Annotated in this window: 21 protein-coding genes, 2 tRNA genes and 1 pseudogene; 16 read left to right on the top strand and 8 right to left on the bottom strand. The window is 58.0% G+C overall.

Going from position 1 to position 25719, the window contains the following annotated elements; genetic code table 11:
- Together GKA01_RS13600 and GKA01_RS06245 are read left to right on the top strand one after the other, a co-directional pair.
- Positions 1 to 229, top strand: a 229-nt coding sequence (locus tag GKA01_RS13600) for a hypothetical protein (RefSeq protein WP_371859260.1), incomplete at its 5' end; no start/stop codon positions are given.
- 59 nt (positions 230 to 288) lie between these two features.
- Positions 289 to 365, top strand: a tRNA-Pro gene (locus tag GKA01_RS06245).
- A 52-nt stretch (positions 366 to 417) separates the two neighbouring features.
- Here GKA01_RS06245 and GKA01_RS06240 read toward each other — a convergent pair.
- From GKA01_RS06240 to GKA01_RS06230, 3 genes and pseudogenes are all read right to left on the bottom strand, one after another.
- Positions 418 to 1497 (bottom strand): annotated as a pseudogene (locus GKA01_RS06240) (AI-2E family transporter); the annotation flags it as partial.
- Between the two features lie 123 nt (positions 1498 to 1620).
- Entirely contained in the window at positions 1621 to 2067 is a 447-nt protein-coding gene (locus GKA01_RS06235; RefSeq protein WP_146860255.1) for a DUF3574 domain-containing protein, read from the bottom strand.
- On the bottom strand, positions 2064 to 2819 hold the full coding sequence (locus GKA01_RS06230; protein ID WP_228119784.1) for an NUDIX hydrolase: 756 nt from the start codon (positions 2817 to 2819) through the stop codon (positions 2064 to 2066). Before GKA01_RS06230 ends, GKA01_RS06235 begins: the two co-directional genes overlap by 4 nt.
- Before the next feature lie 153 nt (positions 2820 to 2972).
- Between GKA01_RS06230 and GKA01_RS06225 the strand changes: the two genes are divergently transcribed.
- From GKA01_RS06225 to fusA, 3 genes are all read left to right on the top strand, one after another.
- Positions 2973 to 4823 carry an ABCB family ABC transporter ATP-binding protein/permease gene (locus tag GKA01_RS06225; protein WP_146860251.1) on the top strand — a complete coding sequence of 617 codons (1851 nt, stop codon included), beginning with the start codon at positions 2973 to 2975 and terminating at the stop codon, positions 4821 to 4823.
- Positions 4824 to 4894: 71 nt separating this feature from the next.
- Positions 4895 to 5197 (top strand): 50S ribosomal protein L28, encoded by a 303-nt coding sequence (rpmB, locus tag GKA01_RS06220; protein ID WP_146860249.1) that lies wholly within the window; start codon positions 4895 to 4897, stop codon positions 5195 to 5197.
- Between the two features lie 170 nt (positions 5198 to 5367).
- On the top strand, positions 5368 to 7470 hold the full coding sequence (gene fusA, locus GKA01_RS06215; protein ID WP_146860247.1) for an elongation factor G: 2103 nt from the start codon (positions 5368 to 5370) through the stop codon (positions 7468 to 7470).
- 173 nt (positions 7471 to 7643) lie between these two features.
- Here the strand turns inward: fusA and GKA01_RS06210 are convergent, their stop codons facing one another.
- The gene (locus GKA01_RS06210; RefSeq protein ID WP_146860245.1) at positions 7644 to 9227 is read right to left on the bottom strand and encodes a S10 family peptidase; all 1584 of its coding nucleotides are present in this window, start codon (positions 9225 to 9227) and stop codon (positions 7644 to 7646) included.
- Between the two features lie 90 nt (positions 9228 to 9317).
- Positions 9318 to 12095 carry a phosphoenolpyruvate carboxylase gene (locus GKA01_RS06205; RefSeq protein ID WP_146860243.1) on the bottom strand — a complete coding sequence of 926 codons (2778 nt, stop codon included), beginning with the start codon at positions 12093 to 12095 and terminating at the stop codon, positions 9318 to 9320.
- A gap of 137 nt (positions 12096 to 12232) precedes the next feature.
- On the opposite strand from GKA01_RS06205, the gene GKA01_RS06200 reads away from it, so the two are divergent.
- The 8 genes from GKA01_RS06200 to GKA01_RS06165 all read left to right on the top strand — a co-directional run bounded on the left by GKA01_RS06200 (position 12233) and on the right by GKA01_RS06165 (position 19574).
- Positions 12233 to 13522: a DUF445 domain-containing protein gene (locus GKA01_RS06200; RefSeq protein WP_146860241.1), complete on the top strand. Its 1290-nt coding sequence runs from the start codon at positions 12233 to 12235 to the stop codon at positions 13520 to 13522.
- Between the two features lie 132 nt (positions 13523 to 13654).
- On the top strand, positions 13655 to 14137 hold the full coding sequence (locus GKA01_RS06195) for an SUF system Fe-S cluster assembly regulator (protein ID WP_146860239.1): 483 nt from the start codon (positions 13655 to 13657) through the stop codon (positions 14135 to 14137).
- Between the two features lie 12 nt (positions 14138 to 14149).
- Complete coding sequence (gene sufB / locus GKA01_RS06190; protein WP_146860237.1) at positions 14150 to 15634, top strand: Fe-S cluster assembly protein SufB; 1485 nt, start codon at positions 14150 to 14152, stop codon at positions 15632 to 15634.
- Between the two features lies 1 nt (position 15635).
- Positions 15636 to 16406 carry a Fe-S cluster assembly ATPase SufC gene (sufC, locus tag GKA01_RS06185; protein ID WP_146860235.1) on the top strand — a complete coding sequence of 257 codons (771 nt, stop codon included), beginning with the start codon at positions 15636 to 15638 and terminating at the stop codon, positions 16404 to 16406.
- Positions 16403 to 17599: a Fe-S cluster assembly protein SufD gene (gene sufD, locus GKA01_RS06180; RefSeq protein ID WP_244289173.1), complete on the top strand. Its 1197-nt coding sequence runs from the start codon at positions 16403 to 16405 to the stop codon at positions 17597 to 17599. The genes sufC and sufD overlap by 4 nt, the downstream gene beginning before the upstream one ends.
- On the top strand, positions 17596 to 18837 hold the full coding sequence (locus tag GKA01_RS06175) for an aminotransferase class V-fold PLP-dependent enzyme (RefSeq protein WP_146860233.1): 1242 nt from the start codon (positions 17596 to 17598) through the stop codon (positions 18835 to 18837). The genes sufD and GKA01_RS06175 overlap by 4 nt, the downstream gene beginning before the upstream one ends.
- A gap of 8 nt (positions 18838 to 18845) precedes the next feature.
- On the top strand, positions 18846 to 19202 hold the full coding sequence (locus tag GKA01_RS06170) for an SUF system Fe-S cluster assembly protein (RefSeq protein WP_306309820.1): 357 nt from the start codon (positions 18846 to 18848) through the stop codon (positions 19200 to 19202).
- Between the two features lie 15 nt (positions 19203 to 19217).
- Entirely contained in the window at positions 19218 to 19574 is a 357-nt protein-coding gene (locus tag GKA01_RS06165) for a HesB/IscA family protein (protein ID WP_146860229.1), read from the top strand.
- On the opposite strand, the gene GKA01_RS06160 is transcribed toward GKA01_RS06165, so the two are convergent.
- Positions 19519 to 20844: a class I SAM-dependent RNA methyltransferase gene (locus GKA01_RS06160; RefSeq protein WP_146860227.1), complete on the bottom strand. Its 1326-nt coding sequence runs from the start codon at positions 20842 to 20844 to the stop codon at positions 19519 to 19521. The genes GKA01_RS06165 and GKA01_RS06160 overlap by 56 nt on opposite strands.
- Positions 20837 to 22771: a DEAD/DEAH box helicase gene (locus GKA01_RS06155; protein ID WP_244289172.1), complete on the bottom strand. Its 1935-nt coding sequence runs from the start codon at positions 22769 to 22771 to the stop codon at positions 20837 to 20839. The genes GKA01_RS06160 and GKA01_RS06155 overlap by 8 nt, the downstream gene beginning before the upstream one ends.
- A 1-nt stretch (position 22772) precedes the next feature.
- Between GKA01_RS06155 and GKA01_RS06150 the strand changes: the two genes are divergently transcribed.
- Complete coding sequence (locus GKA01_RS06150; RefSeq protein ID WP_146860225.1) at positions 22773 to 23168, top strand: hypothetical protein; 396 nt, start codon at positions 22773 to 22775, stop codon at positions 23166 to 23168.
- A 164-nt stretch (positions 23169 to 23332) separates the two neighbouring features.
- Here GKA01_RS06150 and GKA01_RS06145 read toward each other — a convergent pair whose 3' ends face one another.
- The gene (locus GKA01_RS06145) at positions 23333 to 23785 is read right to left on the bottom strand and encodes a hypothetical protein (RefSeq protein ID WP_146860224.1); all 453 of its coding nucleotides are present in this window, start codon (positions 23783 to 23785) and stop codon (positions 23333 to 23335) included.
- 252 nt (positions 23786 to 24037) lie between these two features.
- Here GKA01_RS06145 and GKA01_RS06140 point away from each other — a divergent pair, with 252 nt between their 5' ends.
- Both GKA01_RS06140 and GKA01_RS06135 read left to right on the top strand, forming a co-directional pair.
- Positions 24038 to 25507, top strand: coding sequence for an NAD(P)H-hydrate dehydratase (locus GKA01_RS06140; protein WP_146860222.1), 1470 nt, complete (start codon positions 24038 to 24040; stop codon positions 25505 to 25507).
- Between the two features lie 68 nt (positions 25508 to 25575).
- A tRNA-Leu gene (locus GKA01_RS06135) sits at positions 25576 to 25660 on the top strand.
- Positions 25661 to 25719 lie beyond the last annotated feature (59 nt).

Raw genomic sequence — 25719 nt, 5'->3', positions numbered from 1 at the left:
AGCCGAAGCCGAAGCCGAAGCCGAAGCCGAAGCCGAAGCCGAAGCCGAAGCCGAAGCCGAAGCCGAAGCCGAAGCCGCCGATTCTGCCCTCGTCGTCACTTTGCGTGATGAAAACGAGCTTCTTTTCAATACACTGGAGAAGACCGAGGCGGAGAACGGCCTTCTGCGGTCAGAACTGCGGGAAATTCTCGAAGAGCTTCAGAATTTGAGAAATCTTCTGCCTGTCTGATCAGGATGCCCATTGCGGTGGAGGCGGGAGGCTGCTACACCACCGCCACCGCAGGACAACGGGCAGTAGCGCAGCCTGGTAGCGCACCAGTCTGGGGGACTGGGGGTCGTGGGTTCGAATCCCGCCTGCCCGACCAGTCCTGCGGTAAATCTCCTCTTAATCTTTTGTATTTTCCGCATAGAGATGACCTCTGTCCAGAGTGTCCACAGCAGATGGAGCGCGGCCATAATGGCCGGACCAAGGAACAGCCCCAGAAGCCCCCAGGTTTCGGCGCCTCCCAGAATTCCCAGAAGAACCCACAGAAACGGCATTTCTGTGCTTCCGCCAATCAGGGCCGGACGGATGAAGTGATCCGCGATAAAAATGACGACTGAGCCGATCGCCATGACAACGATTGCTCCGACCATGCTGCTTTTCGCCAGAAGCAACAGGGCGACGAGTCCGACGGTCGGCCATGCAAGGAATGGGATCATGGCTGCCACCGCTGTGACCATTGCGAACAGTAATGGCTGCGGTGCTCCGGTAGCCATATAGGTGATACCCATGATTGCACCTTCTCCCAGCCCGACGAGGACCAGCCCGGCCAGCGTTCCATGGACGGACGAGATGATCTGCTTGGCAAGGCTTTCTCCCTGCTCGCCAAACAGCCTCTGCGACCCCAGGAGGCATTTGCGAATGACGCTGTCGCCATCCTTGAGCAGGAAGAAGAGCGTCAGCAGCGAGAAGGCGAAAAGGGTGCCCCGACGTGCAAGCTGCGAACCGACTTGCCGGGTCATCTGCATTCCGTGCCCGACGTCGACGGAATGAAGCAGATGGGAGAGGCGTTGTGGGCTCGTCATATGGTTCTGCCACCAGTTTGTGGCCTGAGCTGACAGGAAAGGAAGGTGAGGGACCCATTCGGGCATGGGGATCCCGTTATTCCGGACGTCGTCAATCCATTCCAGCGCGCTCCGCGCTTCATCCGCGACTTTCACGCCCACAAGTGAAACCGGCACGAGAAAAATCAGGGCGACTGCGAGGGTGAAGATCATTGGCAGCCAATCGCTGCGGCCAAAACGCAGTTCGGCGCGCCGGTAGAGGGGCCAGATTGAAATCGCGAATACGCAGCCCCACAGGAGAGCCGGGAGAAAGCCCTTAAGCGTGTAGAGCCCGATGGCAACGAAGAAGAGAGCTAGAAAGCCCCTGGCGCGCCGCTGGATCGTTCCTGTGGAGGCGGATGCTTCTACCGTGATGGGATCGCGAGAGAGGTGAGAAGAGGGATCGGTCATGAGAATTCCGGCGTGAAGACATGCCTGAACTGTCGTCCGACGCAGGGCAGGTCCGCACCGACGAGAGAAGTTCGGATGAATGAAAGTGCTAGCACCTGGGAAATGCTGTTCCGTATGGAAGGACTATTCCACGGGAACGCTGTCAAATGAAGAGCAACCGGACTGGATCGCCAGCCCGACGGCATCCTGCTGAAAGCGGATCTGGTAATTCTGACGGATCGCCTTGAGATACGGCTGAAGGTTGCGGTCTGAGGCTGGTGCCACGATCCATACGATCCGTGAGGGCTCCCGTATGATTTTATGACTGGCGGCGTCATACCAGCGGCCCTCTGTCCCTATCATGGTGAAACCGGATGGAAAGCGCGGAGTGATGTCGCTGTCTATAAACGCCTGCCATTCGTCTTCGCTGATCATATGGCCGTCCGGCTTGCCCAGACCGAACATCAGCCGGATCTGCACTGTGTCTTGGGTCGGGATCTGGCGACACAGATTGGGCGTAACGTTGACCGGCACAATGCATCCCCCAAGAAGCGGGACTATTCCAAGCAGCAGAGGTGCGGCCCTTTTCATGCCGTTTTGCCTGAAAGGGCCTGTCGAAGGGCAGCCGCCGTTTCAGGCGTGAAAAGATTGCGACGGACGAACAGGTCGATCAGAACGAGATTGACGTTGAACTTGAAGTCATCGGTGTCTCTGACAAGTGTCATGACGTCCTGGATCGGTAGGAGGTGGAAGCTTTCCACTTCACCGTCTTCCGCTATGGGGATGAAGTCTTCTGGCAGCGAAAGGTCGTAGCAGTGTAGGACGTCACGCCGTAGTCCCTCCGGTCGCTCAAGGGCATATGCGATCCGGCTGACCGCTTTTGCCGTTGCGGCAAGCGGAGCGGGAATGCCGGCTTCCTCCTGCGCTTCCTTGATGACTGTGGTCTGTGGGTCCAGACCCGCGCTCATTCCGCCCGCAACAAGATGATCCAGCTTTCCAGGGTCCAGTCGCTTGTTCATGCTGCGACGGGCCACCCAGAGAAAAAGTCCGTCTTCGCGTTCGACAAGCCCGTTCAGATGCACGCCTTCGGCCGCGAGCCCCAGAACGGGGATGGCGCCGCGATCGACCTGACCCAGCACGATGCCATTTTCATCACGGACATCGAAGAGTTCGTCATGGGAGGTGTAGAGCCCTAGGTCGCGCAGGGTCCGGGAGAGTGGCAGAAGCTCTGCTCCGAGGGCTACCCCAAAATTCCGATCCCGTTTCAGGCCTAGAGTTTCAAGCACCTGAGCGATCGGGGGAGCGATCCAGCCTATCTGCCTTCCCTGACATAAAAATGCCAAGCGGTCTCCGGGAAGCACCGCGCTGTTGCATGCGGTGATATGTCGAAGAAAAGGGGAGGGTGATGAGATGGGAGATTTATCAGACACAGTCCTGACATGTTGCATGCAGGGCTTGATTTGCAAAGCATCCGTGACACTTCCAATAGTCGGTTTATGTCTCTGATTACGTCTTCTGATACCGAATCGAATTCCGGCATCCTCTCCCTGCGTCGCTTGTGGCCGCTGATCCGACCCGAGAAGCTCTGGCCGGACGCCACGCGTATCGGGATTGCCCTTGTCCTGTTGCTTGTGGAAAGTGGCACCGCAGTTGCCACCCCTTGGCTCTTCAGTCGCATGGTCAGCAGCCTGTCGCAGCCTGAGGCGCTGCTTGCGGTGCCTGCATGGCTTATAAGTCAATATGCCGTCATCCGGATTGTTTCTGGTCTGGCGACCCCATTGCGGGAACTGCTGGTCAAGCCTGTCGAAACGGATCTTCAACGGCGTGTTGCGGTTCTGGGGCTAAGCCATCTCCATGACCTGAGTGTCCGGTTTCATCTGGATCGTCAGACAGGGGCCCTGACGCGGACACTCGATCGCGGGGCGGACGCCGTAGGGACCCTGCTGTCCCTTGTGCTGTTCAACGTCTTGCCTAACGTCATCGAACTTCTCATGACCCTGACCGTCATTCTGAAGATATTCGACTGGCGGTATGTCTGTCTGCTGCTGGTGGCTCTAGGTCTGTATTCCATGGTCTCTTATGTCTTCACCAGACTGCGGATGACAGCCCGGCGTGCGCGCAACAAGGCCAGCAATCAGGCCCAGCACCGGCTCGTGGACAGCATTCTGAATTTCGAAACGGTCCGCAGCTTTGCCAATCAGGCTCACGAGATCGACCGCTACAATGCTGCACGTATGGACCTGAGGCAGGCCGAAATCAGCCTTCAGCGCTATGTCAGCCTTTCCCAGATCAGCCGTGGCGTTCTGATTGCCGCTACAACCACGACGCTTCTGGCCATGGCGGCGCATGATATCGTGATCCACCGTCTGGCTGTCGCGCAGTTTGTGCTGATCGGGAGTTATCTGAGCGGTCTTTATTCCTCTGTCGGGGCGCTGAATTATGTGAGCGCAGGTTGGCGAAATGCACGGGTCGATCTGGAAAACTATCTGGAGCTTCTGGGCATCCGTTCCGAAATTATCCGGGCTCCTGAGGCCGTGCATCTGCCCGGCAGATTATCGGAGGCCGGTCCGGCTTCCGTAGAATTCCGGCATGTCTCTTTCGGCTACAGCCCTGGTCGTCAGATTCTGCATGACATCTCCATTACTGTGCCGGCCGGGACGTCGCTGGCCATTGTTGGTCATACGGGATCCGGAAAATCGACGCTCGGGCGACTGCTGACCCGGGCTTATGATCCGACGGAAGGCTGTGTGCTGATTGACGGACATGATCTGCGCGAGATCGCTCCTGCCGATGTTCAGCACATTATTGGAACGGTCCCGCAGGATACTGTCCTCTTCAATTCCAGTATCGGCGAAAATATCGGTTACGGTGATCTTCAGGCCTCTGGGGACGATATTGAAAAGGCGGCCCGGAGCGCGCAGATCGACGTGTTCATCCGTGCTCTTCCCGATGGATATGAGACGGTCGTGGGGGAGCGTGGACTGAAACTGTCCGGCGGTGAAAAACAGCGGGTAGCCATAGCACGCGTGATTCTGAAAGATCCGCGCATCCTGCTTCTGGATGAGGCCACCAGCGCTCTGGATACGCGTACGGAAGCTGCCATCCAGCGTGAACTGACTGCCCTGTCCGAGGCCCGGACGACAGTGATCGTGGCGCATCGCCTGTCAACCGTACAGGACGCCAGTCGCATCGTGGTACTTGACGCCGGACGCATCGTGGAGCAGGGAAGTCACATGGAACTGCTGTCCGCAGGTGGTCATTATGCCGCAATGTGGGCTGCACAGGCCGGTGAAAACGTCGTTGGACAGGCCTCGGGGGTTGACGAAGCCCCCCGCCATACGTCATAAGCCGCGCCTGATTTACGGAACACGCCGGACCTCGCTGTCCTGCGTCATCCAGCATCGAGGAAAGTACCACCATGTCTCGCCGTTGCCAGATCACGGGCAAGGGCGTGCTGACGGGCAACAACGTCAGCCACGCCAATAACAAGTCCCGCCGTCGTTTTCTCCCGAACCTGCAGGAGACCACGCTGATCTCCGATATTCTTGGTGCTTCGGTGCGTATGCGCCTCTCCACCAAGGGTATCCGCACGGTTGAGCACAACGGTGGGCTGGATTCGTTCCTGCTGGGTACGCCGAACCGCAAGCTTCCGACGGAAGCCCAGGTCATCAAGCGCCGTATCCTCCGCGTTCAGGAACGCAAGGCTGCCCAGACCGCCTGAGGAATTTTTGCCGAACATCAGTCCGGTAACAAGATTGCTCTTGAAAACCATGGCGGTCTGGGTCATTCAGCCGCCACTGGGATAAATCAGGTTCGGTCCTTTCACAGGGCCGCAGCGGAGGTGTTTCGGTCCAGGCTGAAACACCTTTCATTGTATTTTGGAGGTTCTCCGTGTCCGAAAGCGTTCAGGAAGCCAAATCGGCTCTCTCGAAGATTCGCAATATCGGTATTACCGCGCATATCGATGCCGGTAAGACCACCACGACCGAGCGTATCCTGTATTACACGGGTGTCTCTCACAAGATCGGTGAGGTCCACGAAGGCAACACCACCACCGACTACATGGCGCAGGAACGTGAGCGTGGCATCACGATCACCTCGGCTGCCGTGACGTGTGAGTGGAACGACCACCGCATCAATATCATCGACACCCCGGGCCACATCGACTTCAACATCGAAGTCAACCGTTCGCTCCGCGTGCTCGATGGCGCGATCTTCGTGATCGAAGGCGTGGCCGGCGTGCAGCCGCAGTCCGAAACGAACTGGCGCCTTGCTGACCGTTACAACGTTCCGCGCGTCATCTTCATCAACAAGCTCGACCGTACCGGCGCCGACTTCTACTACGCTTTCAGCACGCTGAAAGAGAAGCTGGACATCGTGGCCGTTCCGCTGCAGCTCCCGATCGGCGCCGAAGAAAACTTCGTTGGCGTGGTCGATCTGGTCGAGATGCGCGCCATCGTGTGGGAAGGCGGCGAACTCGGTGCCAAGTTCCACTACGAAGAGATCCCGGCTGACCTGAAGGAAAAGGCTGACGAAGCCCGCCAGGTTCTGCTCGACACAGCTCTCGCTGTCGATGACGCTGCTATGGAAGAGTACTTCGAAAAGGGCGACGTTGACGTCGCAACCCTGAAGAAGTGCATCAAGAAGGGCGCGATTTCCGGTGAATTCCGTCCCGTCATGTGCGGTACGGCGTTCAAGAACAAGGGCGTACAGCCCCTGCTCGACGCAGTCATCGATTACCTGCCGGCTCCTGACGAAGTCGAAGGCATTCGTATTGCTCCGCCGGAAGGCGAAGAAGTCGACGAAGACTTCCTGCCGATCGTTCCGGTCGATCCGGACGGTAAGTTCGCTGGCCTTGCGTTCAAGATCATCTCCGACAAGTACGGCACGCTGACCTTCGTTCGCGTCTATCGTGGTGTCCTGAACTCCGGTGACACCATCCTGAACACGACGAAGGGCCACAAGGAACGCGTCGGCCGCATGTTCCAGATGCACGCCGACAAGCGTCAGGAAGTGAAGTCCGTTGGTGCTGGTGATATCGCCGCATTCGTAGGCCTCAAGGACACCGTTACGGGTGACACACTTGCCGATGCCGCCGATCCGGTGGTTCTGGAGCGGATGCAGTTCCCGGTTCCGGTCATCGACATCTCCGTCGAGCCGAAGACCAAGGACGGTGTGGAGAAGATGACGCTGGCGCTGCAGAAGCTGACGGCTGAAGATCCGTCCCTGCACCTCAAGACCGATCAGGAAACGGGTCAGACCATCCTGTCCGGCATGGGCGAGCTTCATCTGGACATCATTGTTGACCGTCTGCGTCGTGAATACGGCGTCGATGCCAACATCGGTGCACCGCAGGTGGCTTACCGTGAGACGATCACGCGGCCGCATGTCGAGACCTACACCCACAAGAAGCAGTCTGGTGGTTCGGGTCAGTACGCTGAAGTCAAAATCGAGTTTGCTCCGTCTGACAAGCCGGATGAGATCATCTTCGAGAACAAGATCGTCGGTGGTACGGTTCCGAAGGAATACATCCCGGCTGTCGAAAAGGGCATCCGTATGCAGAGCACCACGGGTGTTCTCGCCGGCTTCCCGACAGTGGACTTCAAGTTCACGCTGCTCGACGGTAAGTACCATGACGTTGACTCGTCGGCTCTGGCCTTCGAAATCGCCGCCAAGGCCTGCTTCCGTGAAGGCATGAAGAACGCCGGTCCGGTGATTCTCGAGCCGATCATGGACGTGGAAGTCACGACCCCGAACGACCATGTCGGTGACGTTGTGGGCGATCTCAATCGTCGTCGCGGCATCATCCAGAACCAGGAAACCTCTGGTTCGACCGTGATGATCCGTGCACAAGTGCCGCTGAAGGAAATGTTCGGCTACATCTCGCATCTGCGTTCTGCAACGAAGGGCCGTGCGTCCTTCACCATGCAGTTCCATCACTACGAGGCCGTTCCTCGTAACGTGGCCGACGAAATCATCGCGAAATCTGCCTGATTTCTTCAGCCTTGCTGAGACAGAGAACCCCGCCAGAGCAATCTGGCGGGGTTTTTTTGTGTCTGGCCATCTTTGGTCGGGCGCGGCTGTCTTGCCCGTTCCTGTGTCTCAGCGGCGCATAAAAAAGGCGGCGGAAGGTTTCCCCTCCGCCGCCTTTCCGGTCCCGTCAGGTATCAGTGCAGATTATCGGTCCGGCGGATGAAGGCCGCCACATTGTCATGAAGCTGCTGCAGCATAGCGGGATCGACATAGACCATGTGTCCCGAAGGATACTGCGCATATTCGATGTTCTTCTGCAGGTTCGCGGGAATCGGCAGATGTTTCATCTCGTACACCCCTTCGAAATAGGGCGTTGCGAGATCATAATAGCCTGCATTGAGCATTACATGCAGGTTCGGATTGGTTTTCATTGCCATCGCCAGATCCGTCATGACGTTTGGCTGACCTTTGGGCTGATAGCCGTGGCCGGGCTGGCGGTGATGGCTGTCCCAGTGGCCCTGGCTGTTATAGAGGCGGTAGTCCTCGTCCGTACCATATTTCAGGGTGTTGCGGACGTAGTCGTTGAAGACGGTGACATATGCCGAACTGATGGCGGTGGACTGCGGATCATAATCCACTTCCTGACTCATCGGGTCGATTGTCGGGCTTGAATACCGTGTGTCCAGACGGCCAGTTGCCATCCCGGTTTTGGCCTGAAGCTGCTGGTCAAACTCGCCGCCATTCACGCGCAGATCCGCCCGCAGAATGTAATCGACGGGCAGGCCCGTATAGTCATGCAGTTTTGCAGCAATTGCCTGACGCTGATCGTCCGGCAGATCGGCACCCTGGCGCAGAGCCAGCGTGTAGTCCGTCATCGCAAAATGCTCGACCTCACGCAGGAACGCCTTCAGATCCGGATGCTGGGCGGGCAGGCAATGATGATACCACGCCGTGGCCGCATAGGTCGGCAATGCCAGCACGTAGGGATCGTCCATGCCAGCGTTGAACTGCGGGCTGTCATCGCTGTTGTCATAATTCAGGATCTGCGATAGGAGGATCACACCGTTGAAATCGATGTTCTCGTCCTGCTCGAGGTTGTTGATGACAACTGCGGAGCGCATTGTGCCATAGCTCTCGCCAAACAGATATTTGGGTGAATTATAGCGATGGTATTTGGCGAGAAACTTTGAAATGAAGTGTGTAAAAGCTTCGCCGTCTCCATCAACGCCCAGAAATTCCTTGGCCGCATCTTTGCCTGCGATACGCGAAAAGCCAGTTCCCGGAGCGTCAACGAAGACGACGTCAGACACGTCCAGAAGGGATTGTGGATTGTTGATGAGGGCATAAGGCGCGGCAGGCAGATGCGTGTCACCCGGCGTGTTCACGCGACGCGGACCGAACGTGCCCATATGGACCCAGACCGACGCTGACCCCGGACCGCCATTATAGAGGAACGTGATCGGACGCTTTTCCGACGGTACGCCTTCCTTGAAATAGGCCGTATAGAACATGGACGCGACCGGAGCGTTCTTGGTCTCGTCGTCCTTGCCTGCGTCGAGCTTGGTTCCCCGTTTGGCTAGCACATCGCTGGAATCGTTGTAATCGGCTCCGTGCACCAGAATGGTGCCCGCGACTGCGCGGTAAGGGATGGACGCGCCGTTTACCGTCACGGTTCCGTTCGTCACGCTATCTGCATTGGGTGCAGGCGGCGTGGGCGCTGCCGCCAGAGCCGGCACAGCCATCATGGCTGCACCCAGAAAGAGGGCCTTGCGAAGCATGCAGGGGAGCTTTCGGTTAGGGTTTGTTACGGGAGCTTTCTAAACGCAGCCGGACGTCCTGAACAAGGGTTCCGGCCGCGTATCATTTCCTCAGCCAAAGGCACGGTTGGCATGCATGATCGCAATTCCGACTTCGCGCAGCAGGGCAAAGCAGCGTGAAAGAGGCTCGAAGATCTCCGCATGTTCCCGGGCAAAACTTCCGGCGTCAGCGGCGTCTCCGGGTTCCCCGAAATCGAGGTTTGCCACGCTTGGCGCGTTGACGGGAAAGAGATCATCCAGAAGATGCAGCGCTCGTGGAACGTCGAGGCAGAGGATCAGGTTCGTGATCGCTTCGCGTGTGAGGCTGTTGCGTGGCCCGAAATAGGGAATGCGTGTGGAAAGCTCCCATAATCTATCGATCAGCGCGAAGCGGATAGCGTGTAGCAGTTTTTCGCGTGCGTCCATTCGGGGAGCATCGGGCCAGGCGGCGCGCAGGGAGATGTGATCGGCCTGAATGCGCCGGAACATGGCTGGCCCGCTGACCCAGAAACGCAGGAGTTCCAGCCCATGCGAAATGCTCAGCAGACTTTGGCGTTCTTCGTCCGTCCCGGCCTTGGCAGCTCGATCCAGCCAGGTTCCGGGATCGAGCTGGCGGATGGTGGTCCGCAGCACGTCCAGATCCGAATGGGCAAGCGCCTGACGTGCAAAATCCATGGCCTCGCGGAAGCGGGAGGACTCGGTAGCGAACTGCTCGAACGTCTCCGGATGGCGCTGCGCCGCGTTGCCAAGGCCATGCAGCACATTTGCCCACCAGCCAAGCTGCTGAAGGATCGCATTGTTGGGAATGGCCCGGAGCTGCCCCGGATGCGTGATACGTGTCACCGTCGCGGCATCTGACTGCCGCGCGGAAGGGCGCGAGCCTGTCTTGTCGATCAGTGATGGTCCGAAGGCGCTGAGCAGGGCGGCATAACCCGGATCGTCGACCAGCGCGCCCATATCGAGCGCGATGGTGGAAAAGAAGTCTGCTGCAAAATCAGGGCGGGTATAGACTGGGTCTTGCGTATCCTGCGGGATCTCGGCCGTATGCTCGGCGAGAGTGGCAATCGTGGACGCTGCCAGCGCATTCGTTCCAAATAATGTATAGCCGTCGCCGCCCTGGAATGCGGTTTCGACACGACAGCCGATTCCGGCTTCCCGCATGGCCAGTCGCGTGCGGGCCGGAGAGAAATAATCGAGGCGCTGGCGGAGGCTGAACGGATGTGCACCACGGCCGATGCTCTCGCCATGCGTGTCGAACAGTGTCAGGGAAACGTCCTTCAGATCGTGCTCCGCCAGCAGGGACAGCGTTCTCATCCGCAGACGCTCAACAAGATTTGTGGCTGCCAGCTGCCCGACATAGCGGCCTGAATCGGAATAACCGAACTGAAGCGACAGCCGACCATTCGCCCGCAGATAATCGCGCCAATGGCTTGAACGGAAAGCTTCTTCCAGAATGGTTTCGCCGTTTTCCAGCGCACTTTCCGTTTCGAAAAGGGGCGAGATTTCGATCTGGTGATCCTTGATTCCGAACAGACGGGCCAGCCAGAGAGTCGCCAGCAATGTGTAGCCGCTTTCGGTCTCTGCAATGAGGAAGCGGATGGGAGAGCCTGAATCGATGTGCTTGAGGATCTGTGCCATCGTCATCATGAGGCGTGCGGCGGATGCGGGCTCAACGAGAAGCGAGCCGAAATCCACGGCCTTTGGCGTCACATCCGATAGGGCTTCGTCTATCTTTGCCAGCAGAACGCGGCGGCGGGAAGGCAGGGCCGGGTCATCTGTCAGACCCAGTCGTGTCCGCGCCACGTTATAAATTTGTGCCGCATTCAGTCGCGTATGGATACGGGCAATGCCGAGGCCGTGATTGATGAAACCGGCCCGGATCGTCTGGAAGTGCAGGCGCCCTTCATCGCTCAGTCCGGAGAATGCGTCCTGAAACAGGGGGGCAAGTTCGGCTGCGTCCAGAAGAGCCTTTTCGCGGTGGGAAATCAGTGTTTGCGCGAAATCACGGATCGCCTCCGGTGCGGCGTCCTGGCCTGTCGGACAGGCGGCGTGCTGTGTTTTGACCGCTTCAATGGCTCGGCGCGCGCGCATGGCGAGAGCACTCTCATGCAGCCTCAGTCGCTCCAGCCCCTCCGTCAGCCGGTGAAGTTGGGAGCATTTGAGTTCGAGGCGGATGCGCAGCGTGTCCCACCAGCCGATGTCGTTGCGGCCGTCGGTATCGAATCCAACCCATGTTGCCAGAATGACCGGAGAGGGATCCACATGTGCAGCCTCACCCGACCAGCGGTTGGTCATCTCAATGAGGAGCGCCTGCGTCAGGTCGTCCAGCGCATCTCGCCCACGCAGGATGGCGGCTAGAGCCAGGGCCTGTTCCTGTGCCAGCGTCGGAGGGGAAGGGCGCCGGTGCGTTTTCAGACACGGAACGGCCTGTTCCGGATTTTCCGCACGCTGGGTAAGGATCTCATAGACCCTGTCTGCCAGCGCGAATGTCGGATGGGCGGTAAAAACCGCGGCGATTTTCGGAATTTTCAGCGAGGCGGCATCGGATGCCTGATCGACCAGTCGCTTTGCCACGGCTTTCAGCCGCTGCTGAGGTTCTGTGCTGTCAAGTCCGACATAGGCCCGCAGATGCGCGGCTCGTTCGGCAAAATGCTCATCCCGCAGCGCGCGCACGACAGTTTCGATCTCGTCGAGATGCGACCGTTCGGAATTCCCGTCATCCAGACTCAGGTTCCGGCTGATGGATGCGATCACGTCCGTGAGGCCATCGCGCTCGTGAAGAAGCCGTGACGTCATGGCGTCAATACGGTCGTGGAGGGACGGATCGAGCCGTGAGGCGCAGTCAGACATCGGGATCAGTCTCGCTTCTGCGGAGATAAGGAAAATTCGGGGTCCAGAACGGGCCGCAGTATCTTTCACGCTCTGCCGTAGAGCGCAACAGTGCCGGGAGCGCGACAGGCAGTGTGGATGATGCTATCGGTGCGTAGATGCATGCCGTCACGCCCTCTCCAGTGTCCCGGAAAACCGGCCTCACGGATCTGTCTCCCCGATTCATGGCTGGTGGGCTGCTCGCAGGAATGGGCGTGCTCGCGGCGGGAACCACTCTGGCGGCAGCCCGTCATATTGGCGACGCCAGTCTGGCATTCAGTCTGCTGCGTGCGGGCGCGCGGGCTGGTGTGGTGGGCGGTCTGGCTGACTGGTTTGCCGTTACGGCCCTGTTCCGTCATCCGATGGGGCTTCCTATCCCGCATACCGCTATTCTGCCGCGCCAGAAGGAACGGCTTGGACAGGCGCTGGGCCGCTTCATTTCCGGTCAGTTCTTTACCGAAGACGATGTTCGGCGTGCTTTGTCGAAAATCGATCTTTCCGGCCTTATTGCCGACATGCTGAACGAGTCTTCAACCCGTCAGACCCTTGTTACTAGCATGCGGTCGGCCATTCCGCTGATGGTGGACCGGCTGGAAGACGGGCGTGCGAAGGCTGCGCTGTCGCGCGCACTGCCCGTGTTGCTGAATGGTGAGGAAATGGCACCGTTGGTCTCTCGCGGGATGCGCGCGATGGTCGATAGCGAAATGCATCAGGAAGTCCTCTCGTTCCTGCTCGAACGAATCAAGACAACCGTAACGTCCCGTGAATCGGAACTAAGACATTTTGTTGAGGAACGTGTGCGGGAGCAGGGTGGGCGTTTTCTGGGCTGGGCCATCGGAGGCTCTGTAGCCAGTCGTGTCCTTATGGCGCTTCATGCCGAATTCGAGCGCGTGGATCCGATGGATTCAGATCTGAGATATGGCTTTACGACCTGGGTCCGCGGCGAAATCGACCGGATCGAAAATGATCCGGTGCGTCGTAAGGATATGGCGCAGACCATTACCTCCGTTCTGACCCATACCAGCCTCAAAGGATGGAGTTCCGAACTCTGGGAACGTCTCCGGGGCATGCTGGAGGAAGACAGTCGCCGTGAAGACGGGTGGAGCGCGACGGTGATCGAGGCTGCCATCGTCCAGCTTGCAGGAGCGTTGCGGTCCAACGAGGCTCTGCGACTTAAGGTCAATCAGGCTGTGGAAACCACTGTCCTCCGAATTCTTCCTGGTCTGCGAGAGAAGTTGTCGGGTTTCATCGCTGCTGTCATGGCGGGATGGGACGGAAACGATCTTGCATCGAGGCTGGAGTCGCGCGTCGGACGTGATCTGGCCTACATCCGCATAAATGGCACAGTCGTCGGATTTCTTGCCGGTGCGGCGTTGGATGGCGTTTCCCGACTGTTTTTTGGCGTGTAACATTTCATGTCTCTTGTGTTGCCCTTTGAAGGTCGGGAAGAGAAGCCTTGACCTTTGCTCTTACATGGGCCATTTGAAACAAATCAGGACTTCTCAAGTCTTGAATTAGAACAAGATGCGAGTGTGCAAGCGATGCTGAGGCTGTCAAAACTGGCCGATTACGCCACTGTCCTTCTGGTCCATCTCGGTCGTCATGAAGGACTGGCAACAGCAGCAGCCCTGGCAGTCGAGACCGGCGTTCCCGAACCCACCGTTGCGAAACTCCTGAAAGGACTGGCCTCTAACGGGCTTGTCCTTTCGCATAGGGGGGCACGGGGAGGGTATCGCCTTTCGGGCGAACTCGAGAAAGTGACAGTTGCAGCGGTCATCGCTGCCGTAGACGGTCCTATCGCCATTACGGCCTGCTGTGACGGGCGTGAATGCGAGCATAGTTCCCTATGTGGTCTTTCCGGCCAGTGGGACGTCGTGAATGACGCCATCCTCAGCACACTCAACAGCATCACACTGGCGGATATGGGGCGTCATGCGGAACGTCTGACCAGACGTAGTCCTGCGTCTGCACCCGTCGCACCCGTCGGAACGGAAAAGTCTTCCATTGCCGATGCGGTTAGCTAAGGACAACACATCATGCCAGCCGTGACGGAAACCCGCGAGACAGTCGAAAAACTCGCGAAATCCAGCTACGAATGGGGTTTTGAAACCGATATCGAGATGGATATCGCGCCCAAGGGGCTGAGCGAAGAGACCGTTCGTCTGATCTCCGAGCGCAAAGGCGAGCCGCAATGGATGCTGGAGTGGCGTCTGAAGGCATTCCGTGCGTGGTTGCAGATGGAAGAACCGGGCTGGGCTCATATTCATCACCCGCCGATCGACTATCAGGATGCGCATTATTTCGCGCAGCCCAAGAAAAAGCCCGGACCCAAAAGTCTGGACGAAGTCGATCCTGAACTGCTGAAGACCTATGCCAAGCTGGGGATCCCGCTGCATGAACAGGCGCTGCTCGCTGGTGTTGAAGGCGCGGAGGAGCAACGTCTCCCCGTTGCCGTCGATGCCGTTTTTGACAGCGTCTCGGTAGCGACGACTTTCCGCAAGACGCTTGCAGAAGCCGGGGTGATTTTCTGTCCCATTTCTGATGCCATTCGCGAATATCCCGAATTGGTCCGGAAATATCTTGGGACGGTCGTTCCTATCGTCGACAATTTTTTTGCGGCGTTGAACTCTGCGGTCTTTACCGATGGCTCTTTCGTCTACATTCCCGAGGGTGTCCGCTGCCCGATGGAGCTGTCCACCTATTTCCGCATCAATGCCCGTAATACGGGGCAGTTTGAGCGGACACTCATCATTGCTGAAGATCGCGCGACCGTATCCTACCTGGAAGGCTGCACCGCTCCGCAACGTGATGAAAACCAGCTTCATGCTGCTGTGGTCGAGTTGATCGCGATGGAAGACGCTTCGATCAAGTATTCCACCGTTCAGAATTGGTATCCGGGGGATGACGAAGGTCGGGGTGGTATCTACAATTTCGTCACAAAGCGCGGCATCTGCCGTGGCGCGCGTTCCAAGATTTCCTGGACACAGGTCGAAACCGGCTCTGCGATTACATGGAAATATCCGTCCTGTGTTCTGGCCGGTGAAGGATCGGTCGGTGAGTTCTACTCGGTCGCGGTGACCAACAACCATCAGCAGGCCGACACAGGGACGAAGATGATCCATCTTGCGCCGAATACGCGCTCGACGATCATCGCCAAGACCATTTCCGCCGGTCACTCTGACAGCACCTATCGTGGCCTCGTCCGTATGCAGCCGAAGGCTCGCAATGCGCGTAATTTCACGCAGTGTGACAGCCTCCTGATCGGCGACCAGTGTGGCGCGCATACGGTGCCTTATATCGAAAGCCGTAATATGACGGCGCGCGTGGAGCATGAAGCGACCACGTCGAAAATCTCTGAGGACCAACTCTTCTACTGCCGTTCGCGCGGCCTGTCGGAAGAAGATGCGGTGGGTCTGATCGTTAATGGTTTCTGCCGCGAGGTGCTCAAGGAGCTGCCGATGGAATTCGCGGTCGAGGCGCAGAAGCTTCTGCAGATCAGCCTCGAAGGAAGTGTGGGTTAATATGAGCGATTTTCTGAAAATTCAGGGTCTTCAGGCCCGCATCGACGCCGACGGTACCCCCAAGGACATTCTCAAGGGGCTCGATCTCGAAGTCCCCAAGGGTGAAGTCCATGTCATCATGGGCCCGAACGGCTCGGGTAAATCGACGCTGTCTTATGTGCTCGCCGGTCGTGATGACTACGAAGTTACAGGTGGATCGGCCACGTTCAAGGGACAGGATCTTCTGGCTCTTGAACCCGAAGAGCGTGCTGCTCTGGGCCTGTTTCTGGCGTTCCAGTCCCCGGTGGAACTGCCGGGTGTGAACAACGCGAATTTCCTGCGAACGGCTGTTAACGCAGTCCGCCGGGCGCGTGGTGAAGCCGAACTGGATGCCGTAGCGTTCCTTAAGGCTGTCCGTGCGGAAACCAAGCATCTGTCCATGTCCGACGACATGCTCAAGCGTGCGGTCAATGTCGGCTTTTCGGGTGGCGAAAAGAAGCGCAACGAAGTGCTGCAGATGCGGCTGCTTCAGCCGTCCTTTGCCATCCTCGATGAAACGGACAGCGGTCTGGACATTGATGCCCTGCGCATTGTCGCGGAAGGTGTGAATTCGCTGCGCAGTCCGGATTTTTCGGCGCTTGTCATCACGCATCATCAGCGTCTGCTCGACTATATCGTGCCGGATCGCGTGCATGTCATGGCGCATGGCCGCATCATTCATAGCGGCGGCCCCGATATTGCCAAAACGCTTGAAAAGCAGGGCTATACCCAGTTCCTTGAGGCGGCGGCGTGAGTACGCACTCTCCCGTGACGCAGAGCTCGTGTCCTGCTCTGGAGGCTTTCGTTGCACGTGCGGCCGGGCAGGGTGCAACCCTGCTGGAAAACGGCCTGCCAACGCGCCGTGTTGAGGCCTGGCGATACACCTCACTGCGCCCTATCGCGGATACCGCCTGGCAGGCGGCAGATGTGTTGTCCCCCGAGGTTGTTTCTGCTCTGCTGGCCCGTCTGGCACTTCCTGAAACCGGCGCACGGGCGGTTTATGGCAATGGTGGCTTTCTGCACGAGCACTCCAGTCTGCCGGAAAGTTTTAGTCCGGATGCCCAGAGTCTCTCGCCGCTCAATGGCATTTTCTCCGCCACGCTGAATGCAGCGTTGGGCGAGAAAGGGCTCGATATTCGTGTGCCCGTAGGAGAAGACGCCGGTCTTCTGACGCTTGTAAGCGTTTCAGGAGGGCAGAATGTGTCCACCCATCTGCAGCATCGTATCGTGCTGGAAGACGGGGCAACGCTGACATTATACGACGTGAATGTGGGCGACGGACGTTATATAACCAATCCGCGTTTCGATATTGTCGTCGGAAAGAATGCGACCCTACGTCATGTAAAGGTTCAGCGTGAGAGCCTGAGTGCGACCCATCTCGCGATCATTTCTGCGGATGTGGCGGAGAAAGGCGAATATGACAGCTTTACGCTAAATTATGGCGCTAATCTTGCAAGACATGAAGCGGTGGTCACGCTTGGTGCACCCCATGCTATGGCGCATGTCAATGGCGTACAGATCATCGATGGCCAGCGCCTGAATGATCTTACATCCATGATCCATCATGCTGCTCCGGACGGCAGTTCGCGGCAGACTGTCAAGACGGTACTGTCCGACGCGGGGCAGGGCGTTTTTCAGGGCAAGATTCTTGTTGATCGGGTGGCCCAGAAAACCGATGGCTATCAGATGAATCAGGCGCTTCTTCTGTCTGAGCAGGCGCAGATCAACAGCAAGCCTGAACTTGAAATCTATGCGGATGATGTGAAGTGCAGTCATGGCGCCACAGTTGGTGCTCTTGATGACGAGCAGCTTTTTTATCTGCGCTCCCGTGGAATTCCGGAAACGGAAGCCCGGGAAATCCTTGTTCGTGCGTTCCTGATTGATGCGCTGGATCTGGTGGCTGACGAAGTGCTGCGTGAGCTTCTGCTGCGGAGCATGACGTCATGACCGCTGGCAAAACCAGCTCCGGCCAGACGATTGTTGATATCCGGAGCCATTTTCCGATCCTGAACGAAACTGTTCACGGCCGTCCTCTGGTTTTCCTCGATAGCGCAGCGTCTGCCCAGAAACCGGATGTCGTGATGAAGGCCATGCAGGACTCGGCCTATCATCAATACGCGAATATTCATCGCGGTCTGCACTGGATGAGCGAACGCACGACAGAGGCTTATGAGAACGTTCGACAGGATGTCGCACGTTTGTTGAATGCTTCCGATCATCGTGAGATCGTGTTTACCCGAAATAGCACCGAGGCCATCAATCTCGTAGCGCATAGCTTTGGCAGTCTGTTGAAGTCGGGCCAGGCAATTCTGATCTCCGAACTTGAGCATCATGCCAATATCGTTCCCTGGCTCATGCTGCGCGATCGTGCAGGTATTGAACTGCGTGTCGCGCCCATTACTGATGCGGGTGATATCGATCTCGCGGCCTACGAGGCGCTTTTGGCGGACGGCAAGGTGGGGCTCGTGTCCCTCACGCATATGTCCAACGTGCTTGGCACCGTCACGCCGGTCCGGAAGCTAACAGAGATTGCCCATGCACATGGTGCGCGGATCCTGCTTGATGGGTCGCAGTCCATTGTGCATCGCAAGATTGACGTGCAGGACATCGGCGCGGATTTTTTCACCTTCACCGGACACAAGCTATACGGACCTACAGGGATTGGCGTGCTGTGGGGACGAATGGATCTGCTGGACCGGATGCCGCCTTTCATGGGCGGTGGCGATATGATCCAGAATGTGTCCTTTGAGCGCGCCACTTGGGCGCATGTTCCGCACAAGTTCGAAGCCGGAACACCCGCTATTCTGGAAACCATCGGTCTTGGAGCGGCCATTCGCTTTGTGGAAGATATCGGTTACGACGCGATATCCCGTCATGAAGCCGAGCTCACTGCTTATGCGCTTGGAAAAATGCGTGGAATCAACAGTCTGCGTATCCTGGGCGAGCCTGAAGACCGGGGCGGCGTCATTTCTTTCGTCATGGATGGTGCACATCCACATGATCTTGCGACGTTGCTTGATCAGCTTGGGATCGCCATTCGAGCCGGGCAGCATTGCGCGGAGCCGCTGGTCCGTCGTCTTGGCGTTCACGCCACCGCACGTGCAAGTTTTGGCATCTACACGACGACTGAAGACATTGATGCTCTGATTGAAGGGCTTGAACGTGCCCGGATGATGCTCACATGAGTGAAGCCATGACCGATATATCTACTCAGGAAGACATAGTTAGTAGTCCGGCAGAAGGGACGGCTCCCGATCAGGAAGCCGTTATCGCCGCGATCGCGACCGTTTATGATCCCGAGATTCCCGTCAATATTTACGAACTGGGTCTGATCTACGCGATTGACCTGCATGATGACGGGCGTGTGCATGTCGAGATGACTCTGACAGCGCCAAATTGCCCCAGTGCGCAGGAACTTCCCGAAATGGTCCGTGACGCCATTTCACATGTTCCTGGCGTTACCCAGGCAACGGTCGAAATTGTCTGGGATCCACCTTGGGACATGAGCCGCATGAGCGATGATGCCCGTCTCGCCCTCAATATGTTCTGAACCGGAAGATACCTCATGTCTGATGTCGCCACGCGCCGACCGTTACCCGCTCTCATGACCCTTTCGGATCAGGCGGCAACACGTCTGAGAGCTCTCTATGCCGGTTCCCATCAGGGACAGCTCCTGCGGATCAGCGTTGGTACGCGGGGCTGTTCGGGTCTGTCTTATGAGATGAATTTTGTGGCAGCGCCCGAGCCGACCGATGAGCGCGTCGAGGACCAGGGCGTTAGCCTGCTGGTGGACCGCAAGGCTACGCTTTTTCTGACCGGGACTGTCATGGACTACGAGGTTAAGGACCTGGAATCCGGGTTTACGTTCAGGAATCCGAACGAAAAAGGTCGTTGTGGCTGCGGCGAGAGCTTTCACGTCTGATCCGTTTTGCATCACGGGACAGAACGATCACAGCTTCGACTTCGGTAGACCAGAGAAACTGGTCTACGATTGTAAGGCCGATCACTGAAAAACCGGCGTTCCAGAGAGTCCGGCCATCTTTTTCGAGCGCAGCCGGGTTACAGCTCACATAGATGATGTCCGGAACAGCCGACTTGGCCAGCGGAAAAGTTTGTGCTCCCGCACCGGCGTAAGGCGGATCGAGCACTACGGCACGTGTAGATTTCAGATCTTGCGGAAGAAGAGGCTGACGCCCCAGATCCCGATGAAAACCATCCACACGTCGGCCACCAGCCGCAGCCTTGAGGCAGTTTGCCGCTGCGAGATTACCTTCATAGGCCATGACGCGGCCTTTTTCCGACATTGGAAAGGTCAGCGTGCCACAACCAGCGAACAGTTCGACCGTCACATCTTTTTTGTTCAATGACGGCAGGCCGTCCAGAACAGCGGTAACGATCGCATTTTCCGCGTCAGCCGCGGCCTGAAGGAATGCGGAAGGTGGGGGCGAGACGGCTACACCGCCGAACTCCTCCCGGACCGCTCCGGACTGGGCGACAGTCTCGATCCCCTGATTCTTCGGGTCCTGCCAAGAAATGCGTGACAGATTATGCGCGCGTGCGAAGGCTGCCAGCTTTGCACGATCCGCACTGGTCAGCGGCGCGGGGGTCTGAAGTGTCAGATCCGGCCCGCTGTCGAGCAGGTTGACCATCAGACTTCCCCGACCCGTTAGGGCTCCGAGGCTTCCCAGAACCTCGCGCAATGGCACCAGCAGCTCGAAGATCGCAGGATGGAGAATGTGACATTCTGCCATGTCCACAGGATCCCCGTTGCGACGGTGCAACCCGATGATCACGGCACCTGGTACGCGCTGGATAGCAAAATCCATCCGCCGCCGTGTTCCCGGCTTTGTCTGAAACAGTCGCGCTGAAGGGAGGTCGGCAAAACCGGCAGCGGTGAGCGCATGGATGACTCGTTGCGATTTCCATTCCAGCAAGGCCGGCAGGGAAAGGTGCTGCAACGCACAGCCGCCGCATTCCCCAAACAGACTGCAGGGAGGCGTCACGCGCTCGGGAGATGAATGAACGATGCTGATCAGTTCAGGGTGGCCGGCAGACAGGCGAACCTGAACGTCTTCTCCTGGCAGGGTGCCCGGGATGAAGACGCTCTGTCCGTTGATATGTGCCACGCCATCGCCCGCAGCACCCAGCCCTTCAATCCGGAGTTCGGAAACTCCGGTCAAGGTATCATTCATTACCGTAGTGACGCCCGTCATGTTGAATGGGAAGGGCGGGATCCATGGTGTCCGACACTGTAACCTTTCTACGGCGCGGAACCAGCATGAAGGCTGGAGTGTCGCCTCCAAAACCTGTTTTGGGCCCATCGTTTTCAAAAGCAGGTGCGAGTTCTACAGAGCGGTGAGCAGCGGGTGTCTCGATAATCGCAACGGGGTTAGGCGCGGACGCGGCGTGGATTGCCTCGTTCTCTTCCCTGTCCCCGCGATTACGGCGGCGACCACCTCTGCGACGCTTGCGACCACGCTGCTCTGCATCGTCGTTCGACTCGCCCGAAAGCTCTGTTTTGGCATGTTCTGCGGGATTTTGGTCGGCTTCTTCAGGCGACCAGTCAACGGTCGTAATACCGTCAAGGGTCGGCCGGGGAATCACTTTACCAGTCAGCGTTTCAATGGCCTCAAGGAACTTTCGGTCCCTTGGCGTGGCCAGACTGAAGGCATGCCCTTCATTGCCTGCCCGCCCTGTACGACCAATGCGATGGACATAGTCTTCTGCATTGAACGGCAGGTCATAATTGAAAACGTGTGAAAGGCCGCCGATATCGATGCCGCGTGCTGCCACATCGGAGCAGACCAGAAATTTGAGCTCTCCGGAACGAAAGCGTTCCAGTGTCGAAAAGCGCAGGGACTGGGCCAGATCGCCATGCAGATGCCCGGCTTCAATGCCGTATTTAGTCAGATACTGCTGGATCATGTCCACATCGCGTTTGCGATTGCAGAAGACGATTGCACTTTGGACGTTCTCACGCCGCAGTAGCTTTTTGAGCGTGCGACGTTTCTCGTCTTCCGGCACGATCACCAGAGCCTCTTCAATCGTCGTGGCGACTGAAGACTGACGTGAAACCGTAATTTCGGCAGGATGCCTCAGGAAGGCATCCGCGAGGCGACGGATTTCCGGCGCCATCGTGGCGGAGAAAAAGAGCGTCTGGCGATGAGGCGGCAGAAGACCGACAATTTTCTCGATATCTGGAATGAATCCCATATCGAGCATCCGGTCGGCTTCATCAATGACCAGCGTCGCAGTCTGCGTCAGCAGAAGTCCGCCGCGACCGAACAGGTCGAGAAGTCTCCCGGGAGTAGCGATCAGGACATCAACGCCACGATTGAGGACGTCACGCTGTTCGGCCATGCTCTCGCCACCGATCAGCAGAGCATGTGTCAGGCGCAGATGCTTGCCGTACAGCTTGAAATTTTCCGCAACCTGAAGTGCCAGTTCGCGTGTCGGCTCGAGGATCAGAGACCGGGGCATTCGCGCACGGGCACGGGATCCTGAGAGCTTCTGGAGTAGAGGCAAGGTGAAAGATGCCGTCTTGCCAGTTCCTGTCTGGGCGACGCCCAGAACGTCATGGCCTTTCAGAACCTCGGGGATCGCCTGCGCCTGAATGGGAGTCGGGTGCTCGTAGCCTAGTTCTCCGATCGCCTTCATGATGGGTGCATCAAGACCCAGATCGGCGAAACGCGGTTTGTCGGACGATTCTCCAGTTTCAGGGGCGGTATCGAAAGTTCTGACGGGTTCGGGGGCAACAGCCTCCTCAACGAGGACTACTTTTTTTGCGGCTGCCTTGGGACGTCCACGACGTACAGGGGGCTTTTCAGCCTTCGCTGTTTCCGTCGAGACGATTAGAGATTCTTGTGTGCTGGAAGGAGCAGAGTCCTCAGCGGAAGCCGTGGTTTTGCGACGCGGAGCGCGGGGTTTCTTTTCAGGAATCGCCTCAGCCGCAGCTTCCTTTGCTGCTTCTCTGGCTGCAATGTCGACTTTCCGCGGACGCCCACGGCGGCGCGGAGCAGCAGGGGCCTCTACGGGCGGTTCCGGAGCCGCCTGCTCCACAATCGGCGTTTTGCGAGGGCGGCCACGACGTTTCGGCGTAATTTCGGCGGCTTCCGTCACAATGTCTGCGTCTGCCGATTTTGCAGGCGATCGGCTACGTGACGCCGAAGGTTTTTCATTATTTTCCAGCGTTTCTGTCACGGTTTTTCTGCGACGTCCCGGCAGTTTTGTCTCAACTGGAGCGACATCCACCGATGCGGAAGTTTTGCGCGTTCGGCGCGTAACGGCTTTTGCAACTGGCGCTTCCGGCGCTACAGCCACAGCTTCACCCGCTGTTTTTGTGCGACGTGGGCGTGCAGGCTTAGTCGCAGGCACTTCAGCGGGTGTTTCGTCCGCCTCTGTAACAGTCGTGGATATTTCGGCTGCAGGAGGGCGCGAAGCAGAAGTGCGTCCGCGTCTGGAGGGAGCAGTCGTACGGGACTTGGAAGGACCGGAGGTCGTTTTCGCGCTCAAATGACTCTCGAGACTCTCGTTGACGGCCCACACATGGATCGGTGCGGGCCGGAGTTGAGGGCGGGACAACAGCCCGCATCTATAACTGGTGCGTTATCGACAAATGATGGAAATGGCAAGCGATATGGACGCTACAACCCGCTCGAAAGCGCCATATCGCTCACGATTTCAGATCCCACGTGCCATTGCTGCGACAAGAATGGTCAGAAGCCCTAGCCCTGCCATCATGGCAGTCCGGCTGCGAAGGGTATCAAACAGGGCCTGCTGGGGGCGCATGGCACGTCGCGCGCGACGGAATGGGCCTTGAACGGTCAAAATGAACAGCACTGCCATGATAAGCCCTAGAAGCTGCATGGCATTGACCGTCCACGGAACGGCGGCAAAACCCCCGTCATGAAAAACGAGGGCCCATCCGCTGATGAGCGAAAACGGGACGACCTGATAAAGTCCACGAAAAAACCGTGTGTAACCCTGAAGAAGCACCGAGTTACGCGGTCCCGGATCCAGGAGCCCGACTGTCGAGCGCACGACAAGTGTTGAGTATAGTGAACCACCCACCCAGTAAGTCATGCACAGCATGTGAATTGCGAGCACGAGGCTCCAGATGATCGAAACAGTCATTGATCCTCGGAATGGTTGCAGACGGTGAAATTCAGGAACACCATTGTCCTGGTATTGTTCCGCAATACCCGAGCCAACCCTGTTCGCGCCAGAGGAAACCCTATCGAAGGAAGCCCTTTTGATGGCAATTTTCCGATGGAAATTCTGGTGATGAAACACTCAAGCGATGAAATTTCGTGAATGTCTGGCGGGGCAATGGGATGAGCGTCCGTGTTTTCTCTATCTCGGATACAATCAGGAGATCATTCTGTCATGACTTCTTATCCTTTCGCATTGCTGACGCCTGAGGAGAGCGAGTGGATGGATCGCGAGGCGGCTGCCGTTTTTCCCGTCACGCGCCTGATGGAAAATGCGGGCTGGGCAGTCGCCCGTGTTCTACGGAACCGTTTTTCTCCGCGTCGTGTCACCATTGCCTGCGGACCAGGTAATAATGGTGGTGACGGATATGTTGTGGCCTGTGCTCTTGCGCGCTGGGGATGGTCTGTCCGGGTGGCTGCGCTTGCGGATCCGAAGGTCGGGACACCTGCGGCAGAAATGGCGACGCGCTGGACAGGGTCTGTCGTGCCTCTGTCGCCGGAAGAGCTGAAAAATGCCGATTTGGTGGTGGATGCGGTGTTTGGGGCTGGTCTGAAGCGACCGGTTTCGGATGTTGTGGCATCCGCTCTGGCCGCAGCGAAGGAAGTCGTTGCAATCGACATCCCCAGCGGCGTTTCGGGAGGTTCGGGTGAGATTCTTGGCGAGGTACGGGCCTGTGTGTTGACGGTCACGTTTGTGCGCCTACGGCCGGGTCATGTTCTGAAGCCGGGGGCAGATCTCTGCGGCGAAGTTATCTGTGCGGATATTGGAATGCCTGAACAGGTCTGGAGTGGCTTTACCCCCTCGGTCCAGCACAATCGGCCCGGCCTGTGGGAACTGCCGGTTTCGGATGATGGAGACTATAAATATCGCCGCGGCGTCGTCAGTCTGTGTGGCGGAGCCGAGATGCCTGGCGCGGCCCGGCTTGCCGCGCGTGGTGCGAGGCGAAGCGGGGCAGGGTTGGTGCGAATTGCCGCGGGGCAGGGCGCCCCCACGTATCGACTCGGTGATCCGGGTCTTGTGGTGGATGATGTGCCACTTCCGGAACTGCTTGAAGATCAGAGGCGCAAGGTGTGGATCTGCGGCCCCGGACTGACTGAAGGTGAAGTTGCCGCGACATTACCTCTGATTCTGAAGAGTAATCGCACCGTTATCGCGGATGCCGGAGCATTGAGTTGGGGCGCGCAGGATCTGACCCGATTGCAAGGCGTCGCCGTAGTCACGCCACACCTCGGGGAGTTCCGCAAGCTTTTCGGGCCAGTGGAGGGCAGCAGGCTCAATGCCGCACGGAAGGCCGCCAGGCAGATCAAGGCGGTTGTGGTCATGAAAGGGCCCGACACCATTATCGCTGCTCCGGATGGGCGTGTCGCCATCAACACGCATGCGTCTTCCGCACTGGCGACGGCAGGATCGGGAGATACGCTGACCGGAATTATCGCAACACTTCTCGCGGCGGGTATGGAAGTTTGGGAAGGATGCTGCGCGGCTGTCTGGCTGCATGGAGAGGCAGGAATCGAGGCTGCGAAATCACAAGGTGGTTGGCCGTTGGCGGAGGATCTGGACCTGCCTCTGGGGCCTGCGCGCAAGGTTGCAACGCAGCTTGCGCAGGAAGGCGCGAACAAAAAGGCCACCGGATCCCTGTTGTGAAGTAGCGTAGCATGCGCTAAAGGCCGCGCTTCCGAGGTTCGGTAACACGAACCTGGAAGCCGAGCGCTGCGGGCGTGGTGAAATTGGTAGACACGCCAGATTTAGGTTCTGGTGGCGCAAGTCGTGGGGGTTCAAGTCCCTCCGCCCGCACCAACCCGGCTTCCCGAGAAAGAGATTTGACCAACCTACCGACCGAGAGGATCGCCTGGCTC

The organism is Gluconobacter kanchanaburiensis NBRC 103587, from assembly GCF_007988905.1.
Lineage (GTDB): Bacteria > Pseudomonadota > Alphaproteobacteria > Acetobacterales > Acetobacteraceae > Gluconobacter > Gluconobacter kanchanaburiensis.
This window is presented reverse-complemented; position numbering and strand designations above follow the sequence as displayed.

What these genes read in the sequence shown, in the direction of transcription:
- GKA01_RS06170 (WP_306309820.1), top strand. Translation starts at nt 18,846, where the DNA reads ATGACCGATATATCTACTCAGGAAGACATAGTTAGTAGTCCGGCAGAA.
- GKA01_RS06175 (WP_146860233.1), top strand. Translation starts at nt 17,596, where the DNA reads ATGACCGCTGGCAAAACCAGCTCCGGCCAGACGATTGTTGATATCCGG.
- GKA01_RS06235 (WP_146860255.1), bottom strand. Translation starts at nt 2,067, where the DNA reads ATGAAAAGGGCCGCACCTCTGCTGCTTGGAATAGTCCCGCTTCTTGGG.
- GKA01_RS06225 (WP_146860251.1), top strand. Translation starts at nt 2,973, where the DNA reads ATGTCTCTGATTACGTCTTCTGATACCGAATCGAATTCCGGCATCCTC.
- GKA01_RS06210 (WP_146860245.1), bottom strand. Translation starts at nt 9,227, where the DNA reads ATGCTTCGCAAGGCCCTCTTTCTGGGTGCAGCCATGATGGCTGTGCCG.
- sufB (WP_146860237.1), top strand. Translation starts at nt 14,150, where the DNA reads ATGCCAGCCGTGACGGAAACCCGCGAGACAGTCGAAAAACTCGCGAAA.
- sufC (WP_146860235.1), top strand. Translation starts at nt 15,636, where the DNA reads ATGAGCGATTTTCTGAAAATTCAGGGTCTTCAGGCCCGCATCGACGCC.
- GKA01_RS06160 (WP_146860227.1), bottom strand. Translation starts at nt 20,844, where the DNA reads ATGAATGATACCTTGACCGGAGTTTCCGAACTCCGGATTGAAGGGCTG.
- GKA01_RS06205 (WP_146860243.1), bottom strand. Translation starts at nt 12,095, where the DNA reads ATGTCTGACTGCGCCTCACGGCTCGATCCGTCCCTCCACGACCGTATT.
- GKA01_RS06200 (WP_146860241.1), top strand. Translation starts at nt 12,233, where the DNA reads ATGCATGCCGTCACGCCCTCTCCAGTGTCCCGGAAAACCGGCCTCACG.
- GKA01_RS06150 (WP_146860225.1), top strand. Translation starts at nt 22,773, where the DNA reads ATGTCTGCGTCTGCCGATTTTGCAGGCGATCGGCTACGTGACGCCGAA.
- GKA01_RS06165 (WP_146860229.1), top strand. Translation starts at nt 19,218, where the DNA reads ATGTCTGATGTCGCCACGCGCCGACCGTTACCCGCTCTCATGACCCTT.
- GKA01_RS06140 (WP_146860222.1), top strand. Translation starts at nt 24,038, where the DNA reads ATGACTTCTTATCCTTTCGCATTGCTGACGCCTGAGGAGAGCGAGTGG.
- rpmB (WP_146860249.1), top strand. Translation starts at nt 4,895, where the DNA reads ATGTCTCGCCGTTGCCAGATCACGGGCAAGGGCGTGCTGACGGGCAAC.
- GKA01_RS06145 (WP_146860224.1), bottom strand. Translation starts at nt 23,785, where the DNA reads ATGACTGTTTCGATCATCTGGAGCCTCGTGCTCGCAATTCACATGCTG.
- GKA01_RS06195 (WP_146860239.1), top strand. Translation starts at nt 13,655, where the DNA reads ATGCTGAGGCTGTCAAAACTGGCCGATTACGCCACTGTCCTTCTGGTC.